General features: G+C 63.6%; 16 protein-coding genes and 5 tRNA genes. 19 read left to right on the top strand and 2 right to left on the bottom strand.

Annotation, left to right across the window (positions count from 1 at the left end; translation table 11 throughout):
- The first annotated feature begins 50 nt into the window (after positions 1–50).
- A complete protein-coding gene (gene dnaJ, locus DF196_RS00950) occupies positions 51–1,196 on the top strand; it encodes a molecular chaperone DnaJ (protein ID WP_109056068.1) in 1,146 nt (381 codons plus the stop codon).
- Between the two features lie 116 nt (positions 1,197–1,312).
- On the opposite strand, the gene DF196_RS00955 is transcribed toward dnaJ, so the two are convergent.
- A complete protein-coding gene (locus tag DF196_RS00955; protein WP_109056069.1) occupies positions 1,313–2,104 on the bottom strand; it encodes a fructosamine kinase family protein in 792 nt (263 codons plus the stop codon).
- A gap of 162 nt (positions 2,105–2,266) precedes the next feature.
- Between DF196_RS00955 and DF196_RS00960 the strand changes: the two genes are divergently transcribed.
- Positions 2,267–3,184, top strand: coding sequence for an undecaprenyl-diphosphate phosphatase (locus DF196_RS00960; protein WP_109056070.1), 918 nt, complete (start codon positions 2,267–2,269; stop codon positions 3,182–3,184).
- A 147-nt stretch (positions 3,185–3,331) separates the two neighbouring features.
- On the opposite strand, the gene DF196_RS00965 is transcribed toward DF196_RS00960, so the two are convergent.
- Entirely contained in the window at positions 3,332–4,165 is an 834-nt protein-coding gene (locus DF196_RS00965; RefSeq protein WP_109056071.1) for a PAC2 family protein, read from the bottom strand.
- A gap of 191 nt (positions 4,166–4,356) precedes the next feature.
- Here DF196_RS00965 and DF196_RS00970 point away from each other — a divergent pair.
- The 17 genes from DF196_RS00970 to purH all read left to right on the top strand — a co-directional run bounded on the left by DF196_RS00970 (position 4,357) and on the right by purH (position 17,430).
- Positions 4,357–4,429: transfer RNA gene (locus tag DF196_RS00970), tRNA-Gly, on the top strand.
- 28 nt (positions 4,430–4,457) lie between these two features.
- A tRNA-Cys gene (locus tag DF196_RS00975) sits at positions 4,458–4,528 on the top strand.
- A gap of 41 nt (positions 4,529–4,569) precedes the next feature.
- Positions 4,570–4,641 (top strand) — tRNA-Val (locus DF196_RS00980).
- A gap of 48 nt (positions 4,642–4,689) precedes the next feature.
- Positions 4,690–4,762, top strand: a tRNA-Val gene (locus DF196_RS00985).
- Between the two features lie 31 nt (positions 4,763–4,793).
- Positions 4,794–4,869 (top strand) — tRNA-Gly (locus DF196_RS00990).
- 147 nt (positions 4,870–5,016) lie between these two features.
- Positions 5,017–7,050: a threonine--tRNA ligase gene (gene thrS, locus DF196_RS00995; protein WP_109056072.1), complete on the top strand. Its 2,034-nt coding sequence runs from the start codon at positions 5,017–5,019 to the stop codon at positions 7,048–7,050.
- 72 nt (positions 7,051–7,122) lie between these two features.
- A complete protein-coding gene (locus DF196_RS01000) occupies positions 7,123–7,710 on the top strand; it encodes an HIT family protein (protein ID WP_109056073.1) in 588 nt (195 codons plus the stop codon).
- Between the two features lie 131 nt (positions 7,711–7,841).
- Positions 7,842–8,597, top strand: a complete 756-nt coding sequence (locus DF196_RS01005; protein WP_109056074.1) for a YebC/PmpR family DNA-binding transcriptional regulator — start codon at positions 7,842–7,844, stop codon at positions 8,595–8,597.
- 6 nt (positions 8,598–8,603) lie between these two features.
- Positions 8,604–9,188 carry a crossover junction endodeoxyribonuclease RuvC gene (gene ruvC, locus DF196_RS01010; RefSeq protein ID WP_109056075.1) on the top strand — a complete coding sequence of 195 codons (585 nt, stop codon included), beginning with the start codon at positions 8,604–8,606 and terminating at the stop codon, positions 9,186–9,188.
- 91 nt (positions 9,189–9,279) lie between these two features.
- Positions 9,280–9,909 (top strand): Holliday junction branch migration protein RuvA, encoded by a 630-nt coding sequence (gene ruvA, locus DF196_RS01015; protein ID WP_109056076.1) that lies wholly within the window; start codon positions 9,280–9,282, stop codon positions 9,907–9,909.
- Complete coding sequence (ruvB, locus tag DF196_RS01020) at positions 9,909–10,973, top strand: Holliday junction branch migration DNA helicase RuvB (protein WP_109056077.1); 1,065 nt, start codon at positions 9,909–9,911, stop codon at positions 10,971–10,973. Before ruvA ends, ruvB begins: the two co-directional genes overlap by 1 nt.
- An 89-nt stretch (positions 10,974–11,062) precedes the next feature.
- Complete coding sequence (locus tag DF196_RS01025) at positions 11,063–11,479, top strand: preprotein translocase subunit YajC (RefSeq protein WP_109056078.1); 417 nt, start codon at positions 11,063–11,065, stop codon at positions 11,477–11,479.
- A gap of 85 nt (positions 11,480–11,564) precedes the next feature.
- Positions 11,565–12,146, top strand: a complete 582-nt coding sequence (locus tag DF196_RS01030) for an adenine phosphoribosyltransferase (RefSeq protein WP_109056079.1) — start codon at positions 11,565–11,567, stop codon at positions 12,144–12,146.
- Between the two features lie 91 nt (positions 12,147–12,237).
- Positions 12,238–13,440 (top strand): ADP-forming succinate--CoA ligase subunit beta, encoded by a 1,203-nt coding sequence (sucC, locus tag DF196_RS01035; RefSeq protein ID WP_109056080.1) that lies wholly within the window; start codon positions 12,238–12,240, stop codon positions 13,438–13,440.
- On the top strand, positions 13,440–14,351 hold the full coding sequence (sucD, locus tag DF196_RS01040; protein ID WP_109056081.1) for a succinate--CoA ligase subunit alpha: 912 nt from the start codon (positions 13,440–13,442) through the stop codon (positions 14,349–14,351). Before sucC ends, sucD begins: the two co-directional genes overlap by 1 nt.
- Positions 14,352–14,369: 18 nt before the next feature.
- Positions 14,370–15,845, top strand: coding sequence for a cell division protein PerM (locus DF196_RS01045; RefSeq protein ID WP_109056082.1), 1,476 nt, complete (start codon positions 14,370–14,372; stop codon positions 15,843–15,845).
- Positions 15,793–17,430, top strand: a complete 1,638-nt coding sequence (purH, locus tag DF196_RS01050; protein WP_109056083.1) for a bifunctional phosphoribosylaminoimidazolecarboxamide formyltransferase/IMP cyclohydrolase — start codon at positions 15,793–15,795, stop codon at positions 17,428–17,430. Before DF196_RS01045 ends, purH begins: the two co-directional genes overlap by 53 nt.
- The last annotated feature ends 172 nt before the right edge of the window (positions 17,431–17,602 follow it).

Here is a 17,602-nt window from a genome sequence, read left to right on the forward strand (position 1 = left end):
GGGATATGGCACAATAACCCGCGGACCAAACGAACAAAAGGAACAAGTAAGTGGCAGATTATTACGAGACGCTCGGCATCGACCGCAATGCCAGCGACGACGAGATCAAGAAGGCCTACCGCAAGCTCAGCCGTAAGTACCACCCGGACATCGCGGGCCCGGAGTTCGAGGACAAGTTCAAGGAAGTGAACAACGCCTACGACGTGCTGTCCAACCCGGACAAGCGCCGCATGTACGACTCCGGCGTGGATCCCAACAACCCGAACAGCGGCGCCGGCGGGTTCTCCGGCGGTTTCGGCGACATGGGCGACGTCTTCTCCACGTTCTTCGGCTCGGCGTTCGGCGGCGGCTCCCAGGGTCCCGTCCCGCGCACCCAGCCCGGCCGCGACGCGCTGGCCTCAGCCTCCATCGACCTGAAGACCGCGGTGTTCGGCGGCACCGCACATGTGAAGATCAACACGTTCTCGCTGTGCCAGGAGTGCGGCGGCTCCGGCGCGCAGGGCGGCGCCCAGCCGGTCACCTGCCCGGACTGCCACGGACAGGGATTCATGCAGAAGGTGGTCCGCACCATGCTGGGCCAGATGATGACTTCCGCGCCCTGTGAACGCTGCGAGGGCCATGGCACCATCATCACCAACCCGTGCCCCAGCTGCATGGGCCACGGCCGCGTGCGCAGCACGCGCAACGTCGGCGTGACCGTGCCGGCCGGCATCAACGACAACGCACGCCTGCGCCTGGCGAACCAGGGCGAAGTGGGCGAAGGCGGCGGTGCGGCCGGCGACCTGTACATCGACATCCGCATCCGTGCGGACAAGCAATTTACGCGCGACGGCGACGATCTGCACTGCTGGATCCAGGTGCCGATGAGCTGGGCCGTGCTCGGCCACACGCTCACCATCGACACGTTCGACGGACCGAAGGACGTCACTATCCCGGCCGGATGCCAGCCGGAGGACACCGTGACCCTCAAGGGTCTTGGCGTGACCAACATCCGCAACAACGACGAACGCGGCAACCTCGTAGCCCATGTGAACGTGCTCATCCCCACCAAGCTCAACGATTCCGAACGCGAGCTCATCGAGCAATTCGCCGCCTCCCACGACGCGGACGCCGCGCACGTCTCGCAGGCCTCCAGGCCTCAGACCGGTCAGAAGAAGAGCGGATTCTTCAGCAAACTGAAGGACGCTTTGAGCTGAGTCCTCTTTCTTTCCTTGGCTCCCCTCGCTGAGGGGAGCTGCCAGCGAAGCTGACTGAGGGGAGTGCCAATATGGACCGTGCAACTCCCCTCAGCGAGGGGAGCCAGACAAAGCCCTTACTTCAGTAGCGAGCGGCACATGGAACGGTATTCGCTCACGTAGCCGCCGCCGAAGAACACGCAATGGCCGGCGATGGGGTAGAGCTGCCACAGCGTGATGCGTTCTTGCCAGCCGGCCTTCAACGGGTGCACGGACTGATAGCCCTCCGTGATCTGGCTCAGATAGCTCATGCCGAACAGGTGCAGCATGGCCAGATCCTCCTCGCGATGGCCGCCATGGGCCGCCGGATCGATGAGCACGGCCTCCGAATGACCGGAATCGGCCGTCCACATCACATTGCCGCTCCACAGGTCGCCGTGGATGCGCGCGGGCTTGTCGTCGGCGGCACGGCCCATGATGTCCGGCAGCGCGTCGATCACCTTCTCCGTGAGCTCCACATCGCGCTTGTCCAATTCTCCGCGGCGCACGCCGAGATCGACCATCGGACGCAGGCGACCGTCGGCGAAGTAGCTGATCGGGTCAGTCCACTCGCCGGTGTCCATCTTCACCGGGTCCTGCAGCGGTCCGAAGTAGCATGTGCCGTCATATCCGGCAGGGGCGGAACCGAAATAGGGCGCGCCGGCGTCGTGCATGCGGGCCAGCGCCGCGCCGAAGTCGAACGCCGCCTTGGCGGTGGGGGAGGAGCTGGACACCCGCTCGATGTCCAGATAGTCCTTGCCCCAGTCGTACACCTCCACCACGCGGGGGCCGCCCTGCGCATGCGCCTCGCCGAGCCACTTGAGGCCACGGCCCTCGCACTCGAAGAATCCCTGCGGCGCGAACGCCCTGCTCTTGCGGTACACGGCCATAACCGATCCCTTCCTCCCGAATATGTTCGTCATTGTTCGGTTTCATTGTAAAGCCGTGCAGTTGTTGCGCCCGTTTCCCGTTTGCTTAGTGTTGTTCTACGCACCCTTGGGTAGGGTGTTCATGGTCATAACGAATTTGCATGTCAAGAAACCAGAGGGGTTATGAATTTCTTCCAAGCGCTATTCATGGGTTTGGTCCAAGCGCTCACCGAATACCTACCGGTGTCATCCAGCGCGCACATCCGCATCATCGGTGATCTGATGATCGGCAAGGATCCGGGCGCGGCCTTCACCGCCATCATCCAGCTCGGCACCGAGCTGGCCGTCATCCTGTATTACCGTAGGGACATCATCCGCATTCTGGGCGCGTGGTTCGGCTCGCTGTTCGGCAAGGAGGGCAAGGACCTCAAGAGCCGTCTCGGTGCCCACAACCCGGATACGCAGATGGGTTGGTTCATCATCATCGGCACCATGCCGATCCTCATCGCCGGCCTGCTGTTCAAGGACGCCATCGAAACCACGCTGAGGAACCTGTGGATCACCGTGACCGTGCTCGCCGTCTTCGGTGTGCTGCTGTGGGTGTTCGACGCCCGCTCCAAGCAGGTCAAGACCATGAAGCAGATGACGTGGAAGGACGCGCTGCTGTTCGGCGTGGGCCAGATGCTCGCGCTGATCCCGGGCGTCTCCCGTTCCGGCGGCACCATCACCTTCGGCCGTGCGATGGGATACACCCGTGAGGCCGCCGTGCGCGTGAGCTTCCTCATGGCCATCCCCGCCGTGTTCGGCGCCGGCATCCTGGAGGCCGTCTCCGCCATCAAGGACGTGAGCGCCTGCTCCGCGGGTGATGCGGCCTCCTGCACGGCAATCGGCGCGTTCCCCGGCTGGGGTGCCACGCTCGCGGCCACCGTGGTGGCCTTCTTCGTGGGATACGTGGTGATCATCGGCTTCCTGAAGTTCGTCTCCACATTCTCCTACAAGGCCTTCGCCGTCTACCGCATCGGCCTGGCCGTGGTGGTGGCCCTGCTGCTCATCACCGGCGTGCTGCCGGCCATCGACCCGTCCGTGGCCGCCGCCGCGTAACGTCGGGGCGAGTCGGGCGCAGGCATATAAGCGCATACGATTAAGGGGCGTCTTCCTGATTGGGGAGATGCCCCTTGCGTTTTGCCTCCGGCGATCATTGATCGCGATCGCGATACGCCGCCTCCGAAAGACATGTGAGTCGGCGATTCACTCGCCCATCTGCCGCAGGAACGCCTCGGCCTCGCGCACCAGCTGCTCACACTGCGGTGTGCCCAGACCGGCCTCCTCGTCCGCCTTGCACTTGAGGTCGTAGTCGCGTTCCAGATGCTCCACATATTCGCCCAGTTGGTCATTGCAACGCACCAGCACGGAGGCCTGTGCCTTCCATTGCTCGGCCTTGCGCTTGAGCTCCGTCGTGTCGAACGTGAAGCCGATCCGCTTGCCCAGCGCGTCCAACAGACGCATGGTGCCGGCCGCGCAATCGTCGCTGCCGAGATACTGGGGGATGGAGACCCACATGGAGGCGTGAGAGAAGCCACGATCGGCCGCCGCCATATCCAGCACGGTGGGAATGCCGACCGGGCCGTTGTACTCACGGTCGCACTCGCACTGGTGCGTGCCGTCGCTCAAGGCGACGGGCAACGGACGGGTATGCGGACAATCGGAGAACATGGCACCCATCGTGACCACCTGCGCCGCGTCGAGTTCCTCGGCGATATGCAGGCTCTGGCTGCAGTATTCCATCCAACGGTAGTTCGGTTCCGGGGCGATCTGCGCGTAGAGATGACGTCGGGCGTCCAACGTGATGTCGTAGAACGTGGTCTGCGGCCACACCAGATTCGCGCGGCCGGAAACATGGCACAGCATCGGACGGGCCACCTGATAGTCGTAAAACCCATCGCAGTCGATGTGCCGAATCTCGCGGGACTCATACCGCTTGACCAGATAGCGGACCACGTTCGTGGCGGCCTGACAGGCGTCGTTCCAACCCTCGAACGCGGCGATCATCACCGGTCCCTGGACGTTCGCTTCTTCACTCATACCTTCAAGGGTAACGTGGAAAAACTCCCTAGCGCGCCGGCTTCAGCCATCAGCGAGCGGAGCCATGACCCGTCAGAAACCCAGCTACCACAAGGCGACACGCCGTGACTGGACGGACCAGTGGCATGTGTGTATAGTAATCACTCGTGCTTCGGCGAGACACCTTCCCGGTGAGTGCTGAACAGACACACGCGGACATAGCTTAGTTGGTAAAGCGCAACCTTGCCAAGGTTGAGACCGCGGGTTCGAGTCCCGTTGTCCGCTCTAGGTCCGACGAGTTGACAGACCTTACGGTGGGTTAGCCAAGCGGTTAGGCAGCGGCCTGCAAAGCCGTATAGACGAGTTCGACTCTCGTACCCACCTCTCAGGACCGCGGAGCAATCCTCGGATTGAGAAGCGGACCCGGGCGGTTGGCGCAGAGGTAGCGCACTTCCCTGACACGGAAGGGGTCACAAGTTCGAATCTTGTATCGCCCACCCAGACAGATTCATTCTGTTGAACATAACTGAATACCGATTGATTTCGGGCGATTGGCGCAGCGGCTAGCGCACTTCGTTCACACCGAAGGGGTCGTAGGTTCGATTCCTACATCGCCCACTGGAATCCGATTCTCACGTCGGAATCCTCTGCGGACATAGCTTAGTTGGTAAAGCGCAACCTTGCCAAGGTTGAGACCGCGGGTTCGAGTCCCGTTGTCCGCTCCACTTCGAAAACCTCGCTTCGTGCGAGGTTTTTTCGTATCTGCCTCACGATTTGCTTTTGTCTGACCGCATGCCTATGGTGGCCACTGTTGATTAACCAGTCCAGGCCTGCACATTAGTAACGCGGACCCCGATAGCAAAGGACAAATCATGGCGCAAGCTACCATCTCCATTACAGTCAACGGCGAAGCGAAGGAGGTGGAAGCAACCACCACCGGTACCGAGCTGTTCGCGGACGACAAGAACATCATCGCGGTGCGTCTCAATGGCGAACTGCGTGACCTCTACACGCCGCTTGCCGACGGCGACACGGTCGAATCCGTCGCGCTCGACAGCGAGGACGGCCTCGGTATCATGCGTCATTCCGCGACGCACGTCATGGCCCAGGCCGTGCAGGAACTGTTCCCGAACGCCAAGCTCGGCGTCGGACCGATCATCAAGGACGGTTTCTACTACGACTTCCAGGTGGACCAGCCGTTCACTCCGGACGACCTGAAGAACATCGAGAAGCACATGCAGCGGATCGTCAAGTCCGCGCAGTCCTTCCGCCGTCGCGTCGTCACCGAGGAGGAGGCGCTCAAGGAGGAAGCCGACCAGCCGTTCAAGATCGAGCTGATCGAGGACAAGGAAGCGCATCTCGACCCGTCCACCGCCACCGAGATCTCCGGCAAGGAGCTGAGCTTCTACGACAACGTCGACCGTGACGGCAACGTTGTGTGGAAGGACCTGTGCCGCGGACCGCACCTGCCGAACACGCACTTCATCAAGGCGTTCAAGATCGAGCGTTCCGCCGCCGCCTACTGGCGTGGCAACGAGAAGAACCCGACCATGCAGCGCATCTACGGCACCGCCTGGGCCACCAAGGAGGACCTCAAGGCCTACCAGACCCGTCTCGAGGAGGCCGCCAAGCGCGACCACCGCAAGCTCGGCGCCGAAATGGACCTGTTCTCCTTCCCGGAGGAGATCGGACCGGGCCTGGCGGTGTTCCACCCGAAGGGCGCCGCGGTCATCAACGCGATGGAGGACTACTCCCGTGAGATGCACCGCAAGTACCACTACAGCTTCGTGCAGACCCCGCACATCACCAAGGGCGGCCTGTACGAGACCTCCGGCCACCTGCACTGGTACAAGGACTCCATGTACCCGGCCATGCGCCTGGACGAGGAGCGCGACGCGGACGGCAACATCACCAAGCAGGGCTTCGACTACTACCTCAAGCCGATGAACTGCCCGATGCACAACCTCATTTTCAAGTCCCGCCAGCGTTCCTACAAGGAACTGCCGCTGCGTCTGTTCGAGTTCGGCACCGTGTACCGCTACGAGAAGTCCGGCGAGGTCCACGGCCTGACCCGCGTGCGCGGCCTTACGCAGGATGATTCCCACATCTACTGCACGCGCGAGCAGATGAAGGGCGAGTTGACCAACCTGCTCACCTTCGTGCTCAAGGTGCTGCGCGACTTCGGCCTGGACGACTTCTACCTCGAGCTGTCCACCAAGGACGAGCACAAGTACGTCGGTTCCGATGAGATCTGGGAGGAGGCGACCAACACGCTCGCCGAGGTGGCCAAGGACTCCGGTCTGAGCCTCGTGGCCGATCCGGGCGGCGCCGCGTTCTACGGCCCGAAGATCTCCGTGCAGGCCCGCGACGCCATCGGCCGCACCTGGCAGGTCTCGACCATCCAGCTTGACTTCAACCTGCCCGAGCGCTTCCAGCTCGAGTACATCGCGGCCGACGGCACCCACCAGCGTCCGGTGATGATTCACCGCGCCCTGTTCGGCTCCATCGAGCGCTTCTTCGCCGTGCTGCTCGAGCACTACGCCGGCGCTTTCCCGGTGTGGCTCGCCCCGGTGCAGGTGCTCGGCATCCCGGTGGCCGACGAGTTCGCCCCGCATCTGGCTGGCTTCGTCAAGTCCCTCGAGGACGAGATGGTCCGCTGCGAGATCGACTACTCCGACGACCGCTTCGGCAAGAAGATCCGCAACGCCTCCAAGTCCAAGACGCCGTTCATCCTCATCGTCGGCGAGGAGGACATGAACAACAACGCGGTGAGCTTCCGCTTCCGCGACGGCAGCCAGCTCAACGGCGTGCCGGTGGACGAGGCCCGCGCCAAGATCCTCACCGTGATCAAGAAGCGCGTCCAGGTCAACTCCGCCGACGACTTCAAGGCCGCTACCGAGGACTGAGTCCTCTTTCCTCCGCCAGGCTCCCCTCAGACGAGGGGAGCCACCGAATCCCCAAAGGTTGAGTGCATTCCGATGACCGAACACGTGCGTATCGACGATCCGGCTGATTTCCCTCCCCAGGAGGACACGGTCGAGCGTCTGTGGACCCCGCAGCGCATGACCTACGTGCTGCGCAACAGCGAGGACAGGCCCACCAAGCCGAAGACCAAGGAGTGCCCGTTCTGCGCTGGCCCGAAGAAGTCCGATGAGGACGGTCTGATCGCCTGGCGCGGCACGCACGTGTTCGCCATCATGAACCTGTATCCCTACAACGTGGGCCATCTCATGATCTGCCCATACCGTCATGTGGGATTCATCACCGAGCTGGATGACGCCGAACTGTTCGAGTTCGAGAAGGCCACCACCCTCGCCATGAAGGTGATGGAAGCCGTCTCGCATCCGGACGGCTACAACATCGGCATCAACCAGGGCGAGGTGGCGGGCGCCGGCGTGGCCGCGCACCTGCACCAGCATGTCGTACCCCGTTGGAACGGCGACGCGAACTTCATGCCCATCGTGGCCCAGACTCGCACCATGCCGATCCTGCTCGAAGACCAGCGCGCCGCATACGCCGCCGCCTTCGAACGTCTCGCGCCCGGACTCAACCTTCCACTGGCCTGATCGGCCGGGCGGTGCCGGCCCCGTTCGTCTCCCGTTTTTGCGGAACCGGACGGCGTCGTTGCCGCCTATGTCTGATTACCGGCCTACAATCATTCCGTTTGACATCATTCGTTTAATCGCTAGGAGCATTAATGTCAGGTCATTCCAAGTGGGCGACCACCAAGCACAAGAAGGCCGCCATCGACGCCAAGCGCGGCAAGCTCTTCGCCAAGCTCATCAAGAACATCGAGATCGCGGCCCGTCTGGGCGGCGGTGACCCGGACGGCAACCCGTCCCTGTACGACGCCATCTACAAGGCCAAGAAGGCCTCCATGCCGGCCGACAACATCGCCCGCGCCGTCAAGCGCGGTGCCGGTGACGAGGATGGCGCCGCCAACTACGAGGACATCGTCTACGAGGGCTACGCCCCCGCCGGCGTGGGTCTCATCATCGAGTGCCTGACCGATAACCGCAACCGCGCCGCCGCCGAAGTGCGTTCCACGCTGACCAAGGGCAACGGCTCCCTGGCCACTTCCGGTTCCGTGTCCTTCAACTTCGAGCGCAAGGGCCAGATCGTGGTCCCGTCCGAGGGCGTGGACTTCGACAAGCTATTCGAGACCGCCGCCGAGGCCGGTGCCGAGGATGTGACCGACGATGGTGAGGTCTTCACCGTCATCACCGGTCCGTCCGACCTGTTCACCGTGCGCAAGGCCCTGCAGGACGCTGGTTTCGACTACGATTCCGCCGATCAGGTCATGCAGCCGAAGAACGAGGTGGAGCTCAGCCTCGAGGACGCCCGCAAGGTGTCCAACCTCATCGACAAGCTCGATGACCTGGACGATGTGCAGAACATCTACTCCAACTGGACCGCCTCCGACGAGGTCATGGCCCAGCTCGACGAGGAGTAATCCCCAGTGATCATCCTTGGCGTCGACCCCGGGCTCACGCGCTGCGGGGTCGGCGTGATCGAAGCCGGCGAACATCGCCGGCTTTCGTTTATTCACGTGGATGTGGTGCGTTCCTCGCCCGATATCTCACAGGATCTGCGCCTGCTGGCCATCTACAACGGCCTGGCGGAGAAGATGGACCGGTTCGCGCCGGACAGCGTGTCCATCGAACGTGTGTTCGCACAATCCAACCGCAATACAGTGCTAGGCACCGCGCAGGCCGCGGGACTGGCCATGCTGGCCGCCGCGCAACGCAACATCCCGGTGGCATTGCATACACCGACCGAGGCCAAGCTCGCCATCACCGGCAATGGGCAGGCCCAGAAGATCCAGGTCGAACGCATGGTCACGCGCATCCTGAACCTCACCAAAATGCCGACGCCCGCCGACGCGGCCGATGCGTTGGCCTTGGCCATCTGCCATGCCCTGCGTCCCGCCGGAGCGTTGCAGGGCGGCGAACGGGAACAGCATCTGACGCCCGCGCAGCGTCAATGGGCCGAGGCGGCGCAGCACACGACACGTCGCCGCATCAACCACGACCGCGGCATGTAGTATACTTCGAACAGTTGTTCGATTATAGATGTGCGGGCGCCACCGCTGTGGGATCGCCCGGCATCGAGGGGATTTGCGCAAGGAGTGGGCGATGATCGGCATGCTGTCCGGGCGGGTCGAATCGGTCGAGGCCGATACCGCATTGATCGACGTCGGGGGAGTGGGATACGAGGTACGTATGTCCTCCACCGATCTGGGACGGCTGCACGCCGGTCAGGAAACCCGCGTCTACACGTACATGAACATCTCCCAGGACGCCGTCACCCTGCACGGATTCCTGGACAGGGACGCCAAGAAAACCTTCCTGCAGCTCATCAAGGTGTCCGGCATCGGACCCAAGGTGGCCCAGTCGCTGCTCTCCACTCTTACCCCCATCCAACTGGCCCATGCCATCGCGGACAACGACGCTACGGCGCTGGCCAAGGCACCCGGACTGGGCAAGAAGGGAGCCCAGAAGATCATCCTCGAGCTCAAGGGCTCCATCGATTTGAGCCAGATCGAAGGCGCTTCGGCCGCCTCCCGGTCCGAGGCCAAGCCGCTGGTCGACACCGGCATGGAACAGGTCATCGAAGGCCTGATTTCGCTCGGCTGGCGTCAACAGGACGCCCAACAGGCCGTCACCGAGGCGATCAACGACAACGACATCACCACGCCGCTGGCGGCGGACGACGTGCCGCGTGTGCTTCGCTTCGCCCTGGCGCTCATGGATAGGGGCCGCTGATGAGCGACGACATGACCTACGGCACTTCCAATACCGGAGCCAACGAGGAATCGCTGCGCATGGTCTCCTCGCAGCCGATCGGCAACGAGCCGGTCAGCGACGAGGAGCTCCGTCCGCACGTACTGGATGGCTTCATCGGCCAGCCCCGGCTCAAGGCGCAGCTCCAGCTCTTCCTCGATGCCGCCCGCAAGCGCGACGTGCCACCGGACCACATCCTGCTCGCCGGTCCTCCGGGCCTGGGCAAGACCACGTTGGCCATGATCGTGGCCAACGAGCTTGAGGTGCCGATTCGCGTCACTTCCGGTCCGGCCGTGCAGCATGCCGGCGATCTCGCCTCGATCCTGAGCTCGCTGGACACCGGCGAGGTGCTGTTCATCGATGAGATCCATCGTCTGCCCCGTGCCGCCGAGGAGCTGCTCTACATCGCCATGGAGGATTTCCGCGTGGACGTCATGGTGGGTAAGGGCCCGGGCGCGAGTTCCATTCCGCTGACCCTGCCGCGATTCACCGTGATCGGCGCCACCACGCGCGAGGGCATGCTGCCGAGCCCGTTGCGCGCACGTTTCGGCTTCACCGCGCATCTGGATTTCTACCCGCATGAGGAATTGGAGAAGCTCATCGAGCGTTCGGCCAACGTGCTGGGTGTGAACCTGGACGAAGGCTCGGCGCATGAGCTTGCCCTGCGCTCCCGTGGCACGCCGCGTATCGCCAACCGCCTGCTGCGCCGCGTGCGTGACTGGGCCATCGTCCACGACCTCATCGTGGTGCGGCCTGAGGATGTCAAGGAAGCGCTGGCGTTGTACCAAATCGACTCCGAAGGCCTCGACCGGCTCGACATCGCCGTGCTCAATGCCATCGTGCGTAATTTCAACGGCGGTCCGGTGGGTCTCAACAACCTTGCCGCCATGGTGGGCGAGGAGTCCGAGACCGTGGAGACCGTTTGCGAGCCGTATCTGGTGCGTGAAGGTTTCCTGGTCCGCACGCCGAAGGGTCGTGTGGCCACGGAGAAGGCATGGCAGCATTTGGGTCTTACGCCCAACGATGATGTCAGCAAGCTCTTCTAGACTTTTCCTGTTTGCACAATCCGGTCATGTGTCAACAACCGGCCGTGGCCGTTGATCTGAAGGAGTTTTCCGTGGATTCTTCGTATATTATGCTCATCGTCATGGTCGTGGTCATCGGCGGCATGATGTGGTGGCAGTCCAAGAAGGCCAAGCAGCAGCAGGCCGAGAAGCAGGATTTCCGTCGCAACCTGCAGCCCGGTACCGAGGTCATCACCATCGGCCAGGTGATCGGCAAGGTCGTGGAAGTCGATGAGCAGTACGAGGAGATCGTCATCGACTCCGAGGGTTCCAAGCTGCGTTTCGCCTTCAACGCCATCGCCCGTGAGTACACCCGTCCGGCTTACGTCTCTGATGATGAGGTGGACGAGAACGGCAACCCGCTGTCCGAGGATCAGGAAGCCCCGGCCGCGGACGAGGCCGGCCAGGTGCCGGTCGATGCCGCCGTCGAGACCACCGAGGCGGACGACGCCGAGACCAAGCAGAACGGCGAAACCGAAACGAAGTAAGCTATCGTCTCGCGGTCTCAAGGCGCGCGAGACGCTCCCACCACCGTCAATACCGTTAACCAACAAGTCATCAAGGGGCGAGCATATGGCACAGTCGGACATCACCATCGAGGCATTGGACAAGGTCGGGCAGGAGGACGCCGAATACATGGTGTCCCTGATCCGATCCGTGCCCGGATTCCCCAAGGAGGGCATCATCTTCCGCGACTTCATGCCGGTGCTCGCCGATCCGAAGGGCCTCAGGATTCTGCTCAAGGCGCTTGAGGAGGCGCTGCCGGTCGCTCCGGACGAATTCGATGCCATCGCCGGCCTGGAATCCCGCGGATTCCTGTTCGGCCCCACGCTGGCCGAACGCCTGGGCAAGGGGTTCATCGCCATCCGCAAGGCGGGCAAGCTGCCGCCCGAGACCATCGGTGAATCCTATGACCTCGAATACGGCACCGCCAGCGTGGAGATCGAGACCGAAGCCGTGGCTCACGGCGAGCGTGTGCTCATCGTGGACGACCTCATCGCCACCGGCGGCACCGCCAAGGCCGGTGCCGACCTCATCGAGAAGGCCGGCGGCAAGGTGGCCGGCTTCAGCTTCGTGATGCGTCTCGAAGGACTGGACGGCATCGACAAGCTCGGTGGCGTGCCCACCAGCTCGTTGGTCTCCATGCCCGCGTGAGCCGTCTCACGAACACGCGGTTTGTTGTCATGGTCCGGCATGTACTGTGTACAGTTACATGCCGGACCATTATTTAGTCAGGGAAGGATCCATGGACCTTTACGAATACCAGGCACGTGAGCTGCTTGAGGAACAGGACATCCCCACCCCGGGTGCCATCTTCGCTCAGAACTCCCATGAAGTGGCCGAGGCGGCGGACAAGATCGGCTACCCCTGTGTGATCAAGGCGCAGGTGAAGATCGGCCATCGCGGCCAGGCGGGCGGCGTGAAGATCGCCCACAACCGCGACGAGGCCATCCTCGAATCCGAGGCCATCCTGCCGATGACCATCCACGGACACAAGGTCTCGGGTGTGCTCGTGGCCGAAGCCAAGAACATCCTGCACGAGTATTACGTGTCCATCTCCGTGGACCGTACCTCCCGCGACTTCGACGTTCTTGCCACCGCCAACGGCGGCACCGAGGTCGAGGAGATCGCCAAGGAGCACCCCGAATCCGTCAAGCGCCTGCACATCGAGGCTCTCGGCGACTTCGACCTTGAAGCCGCCACCAAGATGGCCGAAAGCATCGGCTTCTACCACGCGGACGTGGACCAGGCTGCCCAGATCCTGCTCAAGATGTGGCGTTGCTTCAAGGAGAACGACGCCACGCTGGTGGAGATTAACCCGCTCGCCAAGATCGGCGACCCGGACGACGAATCCACCAAGCAGCTGTGCGCGCTGGACGCCAAGATCTCCCTCGATGACAACGCCGCGTTCCGTCATGACGGCTGGACGCGCTTCGTGGATCCGATCGTGCCTGACCCGTTCGAGCAGAAGGCCCGCGAACATGGCCTGCACTACGTGCACCTGCACGGCGAGGTCGGCGTGATCGGCAACGGCGCGGGTCTGGTTATGAGCTCGCTGGACGCCGTCTCCGGTGCCGGCGAGGAGCAGGGTACCGGCATCAAGCCGGCCAACTTCCTGGACATCGGCGGCGGCGCATCCGCGGCCGTCATGGCCAGCAGCCTGGAAATCGTGCTGTCCGACCCGCAGGTCGCAGCCGTGTTCATCAACGTCTACGGCGGCATCACCTCCTGCGTGGAGGTGGCCAACGGCATTCTCGAGGCCGTCAAGGTGCTTGGCAGCTCCAAGCCCATCGTCGTTCGCTTCGACGGCAACGCCGCGGCGGAAGGCCTGCACATCCTGGCCGAAGCCAACAACCCGATCATCCACGTGTCCGAGACCATGGAAGGCGCCGCGCAGAAGGCGGCACAGCTGGCCGCTGAAGCCACCAAGTCCAAGGAGGTTCGCTGATGCTGTTCATCGAAGACGGCGCACCGGTAATCGTTCAGGGTATGACCGGCCATCAGGGCATGACGCACACGGCGCGCATGCTCAAGGCCGGCACCAACATCGTCGGTGGCGTGAACCCGCGCAAGGCGGGCACCACCGTCACCTTCCCGGCCGCCAGGAACGGCGAGGACACGGACATCCCCGTGTTCGCCACCTGCTCCGAGGCCCGCGAGGCCACCGGTGCCAAGGCCAGCGTGGTGTTCGTGCCGCCGCGCTTCGCCAAGAACGCCGTGGTGGAGGCCGTGGAGGCTGGCATCGAACTCGTGGTGGTCATCACCGAAGGCATCCCGGTGGCCGATTCCGCCTACTTCGTGGAGCTTGCGCTGCGCAAGGGCGTGCGCATCATCGGACCGAACTGCCCGGGCCTCATCACGCTGGGCAACCCCGGCGTCAACCTCGGCATCATCCCGGACGGCATCGTGGGACGTGGCCCGCTGGGCCTGGTCTCCAAGTCCGGCACGCTGACCTACCAGCTCATGGGCGAACTCTCCGACATCGGCTTCACCGCATGCCTGGGCGCCGGCGGCGACCCGATTGTGGGCACCACGTTGCTCGAGGCCCTTGAGGCCTTCGAAGCCGACCCGAACACCAAGGCCGTCATGATGATCGGCGAGATCGGCGGATTCGCCGAACAGGAAGCCGCCGCATGGGCCAAGGAACACATGACCAAGCCGGTCGTGGCTTACATCGCCGGCTTCACCGCCCCCGAAGGCAAGCAGATGGGCCATGCCGGCGCCATCGTCTCCGGCGGCAAGGGCACCGCTCAGGACAAGAAGGACGCGCTGGAGGCCGCGGGCATCCCCGTCGGCCGTACCCCGGGCCAGGCGGCCCAGATCATGCGCGACGTGCTCGCCAAGGCCAACATCGACTGAGTGCGGCCCGCCGAACACATGAAAGCAGTGATTCGCCAATGGGTGCGGGGAGCCCTCGCGGCCCTCGCATCCATGGCCATCTATGCCATCGCACTGGGCTGCTATGTGGCCCTGATGCTTCTCGTCATCTCCATGGAGGAGGGCGGCGAAAACCTGACCACCGGTACCACGGGACTCACCAAAGCCGTGGTGCTGCTGAGTGAGGGTTCGGGATTCGCGACCGATTCCGTCACGCTGACCATCACCCCGTTGCTACTGACCGTATTGCTTGTCTGGCTCATCGCCACGCTCGTGGCACGCCTCAAAGCCACCGGTCCGCACGCCTTCGTCATCGGGCTGCTCGTATGGCTCGCGCTGAACGAATGGTTCCGCTCGTCGGTGCACTTGAGCCTGGTGGACGACCAATGGCTCACCCTGCTCAAGGCCGGTACCGTGTTCGTACTCGGATTCCTGTGCGCGGCGGTGCCCGGCTCGGACAAGCTCAAGGATCTGATGGTCTGGATCCGCAAACAATCCTCCGTCAAAGTCAGGCACTGTCTCAAGACGGGTGCAGCCGTCGCGGCCATCATTCTGGGACTGTACCTGCTCATCGGACTGATCACCGTCATCGTCTGGACCGTACGCAACCAGACGGCCGTGGTCTCCGTGTTCAAGATGTCCGGCATGGAAACCGGCTCGCGCATTCTCACCACGCTGGCCATGCTCATCTGGCTGCCCAATCTCATGTTGTGGGCCGTCTCCTGGCTGTTCGGCTCCGGATTCGCCATCGGCGACGTGGCCAGTTTCACGCTCTGGGTCGGCCAGTCCAAGGACTTGCCGGCGGTACCCGCGTTCGGCATCCTGCCCGAAGCGGTCTCCAGTGAACTGTGGCGCACGATAGCGCTCAACACGCCGTTCGCCGTGGCCACGCTCGTGGGTCTGCTGGCGCTCTTCCTGCCCGCCGGATTCCGATACCGTCCCACCAACGTGCGCGGCGACTCCGATCGCCGGGCCATGGTGCTTGACCTCGCATACCCGGCCGGCGCGTTCTGTCTGAGTGCGGGACTGGTTTCCCTTGGCTCCACGATGCTGTTCGCACTGTCCAACGGGTCGCTCGGCCAGCACAGGCTCGCCCACGTGGGCGTAAGCGTCATGGCCTCCACCCGCGCCGTGGGCCATCCCACCGCACTGGGACTCGCCACGGCATGGCTCGTCGCGCTGATTGGCACCGCACTCGTTTTTTCTGTAGGCTGGATAGCTGAACGTCTGCGTCCCTCCCGCACCTCGGATGCCAAGACCGTCGGCCGTGCCGGAGACGGGGAAACGGCTGCGAAATCCGCAACGGACGAGAAGCGGAAGCGGACAAAGCAGGACGGGGCGCCCAGGAAGCCGCGGCGATCCATACACGTACAATCCCAACCGAAACCATCGAAATCCCAATCCACAACCAAGGAGGAACAGGATGACAAACACGAACCGGCCGATACGTCGAGCACTGGTTTCCGTCTTTCATAAGGAAGGCATCGAGGTTCTGGCCGAAGCGTTCGTGAAGGCCGGCACCGAAGTGGTCTCCACCGGCTCCACCGCCAAGAAGCTCGCCGAGCTGGGCGTCAAGGTCACTGAGGTCTCGGACGTCACCGGCTTCCCGGAGTGCCTGGATGGCCGCGTGAAGACCCTGCACCCGTACATCCACGCCGGCATCCTGGCGGACATGACCAACCCCGAGCACGCCAAGCAGCTTGAGGAATTCGGCATCAAGCCGTTCGACCTCGTGGTCGTCAACCTGTACCCCTTCGCCGACACCGTGCGCTCCGGCGCCTCGGAGGCGGACGTCATCGAGAAGATCGACATCGGCGGCCCCTCCATGGTGCGCGGCGCGGCCAAGAACCACGCCACCGTGGCCATCGTCACCGATCCGAACGATTACGCCCTCGTGGCCTCCCGCGTGGCCGACGGCACCGGTTTCTCCCTGGAGGAGCGTGAATGGCTCGCCGCCAAGGCCTTCGCCCACACCGCCGCCTACGACGCCACCATCAACGAGTGGACCGCCAAGCACTGGCCCAAGCCGGCCTCGCTCGAGTCCAGCGAAATCGACCGTGACGACCAGGGCACCGAAGTGGACTCCGCCAAGTTCCCGGCCCAGTTCACCCGTACCTGGGACCGCGCGCACACCCTGCGCTACGGCGAGAACTCCCACCAGCAGGCCGCCCTGTACGTCGATCCGCTCAACCAGACCGGCTTCGCGCACGCCGAACAGCTCGGCGGCAAGCCGATGAGCTACAACAACTACGTGGACGCCGACGCCGCATGGCGTACCGTATGGGATATGGCCCCCGCCATCGCCGTGGCCGTGGTCAAACACAACAACCCGTGCGGCCTGGCCATCGGAGCCACCGCGGCCGAGGCCCACAAGAAGGCCCACGCCTGCGATCCGATGAGCGCGTACGGCGGCGTGATCGCCTGCAACTCCACGGTGACGTTGGAGATGGCCGAGAGCGTGCGCCCGATCTTCACCGAGGTCATCGTGGCCCTGGACTACGAGCCCGCCGCGCTGGAACTGCTGCAGACCAAGAAGAAGAACCTGCGCATCCTCAAGGTGGCCGAGCCACCGAAGGGCCACGAAGCCATCCGCCAGATCGACGGCGGTCTGCTGGTGCAGGACACCGATCTGATCAACGCCGTGGGCGACGATCCGGATGCCTGGAAGCTGGTGGCCGGCGAGGCCGCTGATGCCGAAACCCTCAAGGATCTGGTGTTCGCGTGGCGCGCGATTCGCTGCGTGAAGTCCAACGCCATCCTGCTGGCTCACGATCAGGCCACCGTGGGCATCGGCATGGGCCAGGTCAACCGCGTGGATTCCTGCCATCTGGCCGTCGAGCGCGCCAATACGCTGGCTGACGGCGCCGACCGTGCCACCGGTTCCGTGGCCGCTTCCGATGCGTTCTTCCCGTTCGCCGATGGCGCCCAGGTGCTCATCGACGCCGGCGTGAAGGCCATCGTGCAGCCCGGCGGTTCCATCCGCGACGAGGAGGTCATCGAGGCCGCGAAGAAGGCCGGCGTGACCATGTACCTGACCGGCACCCGCCACTTCTTCCACTGATCGGCATATCCCGGCGTTGAGCCGAGACGGTCACCTTATGCTGGCTCCCCTCTTTGAGGGGAGCTGTCGAACGGAGTGGGACTGAGGGGAGCAACCCGACTGCGGTGATGAGCTTCCTTTGGCCGGCTTCGCGGGCAGCTCCCTGTAGAGAGGGGAGCCGAGTTTTATGTTT

It is taken from the genome of Bifidobacterium callitrichidarum (assembly GCF_003129905.1).
Taxonomy (GTDB): domain Bacteria; phylum Actinomycetota; class Actinomycetes; order Actinomycetales; family Bifidobacteriaceae; genus Bifidobacterium; species Bifidobacterium callitrichidarum.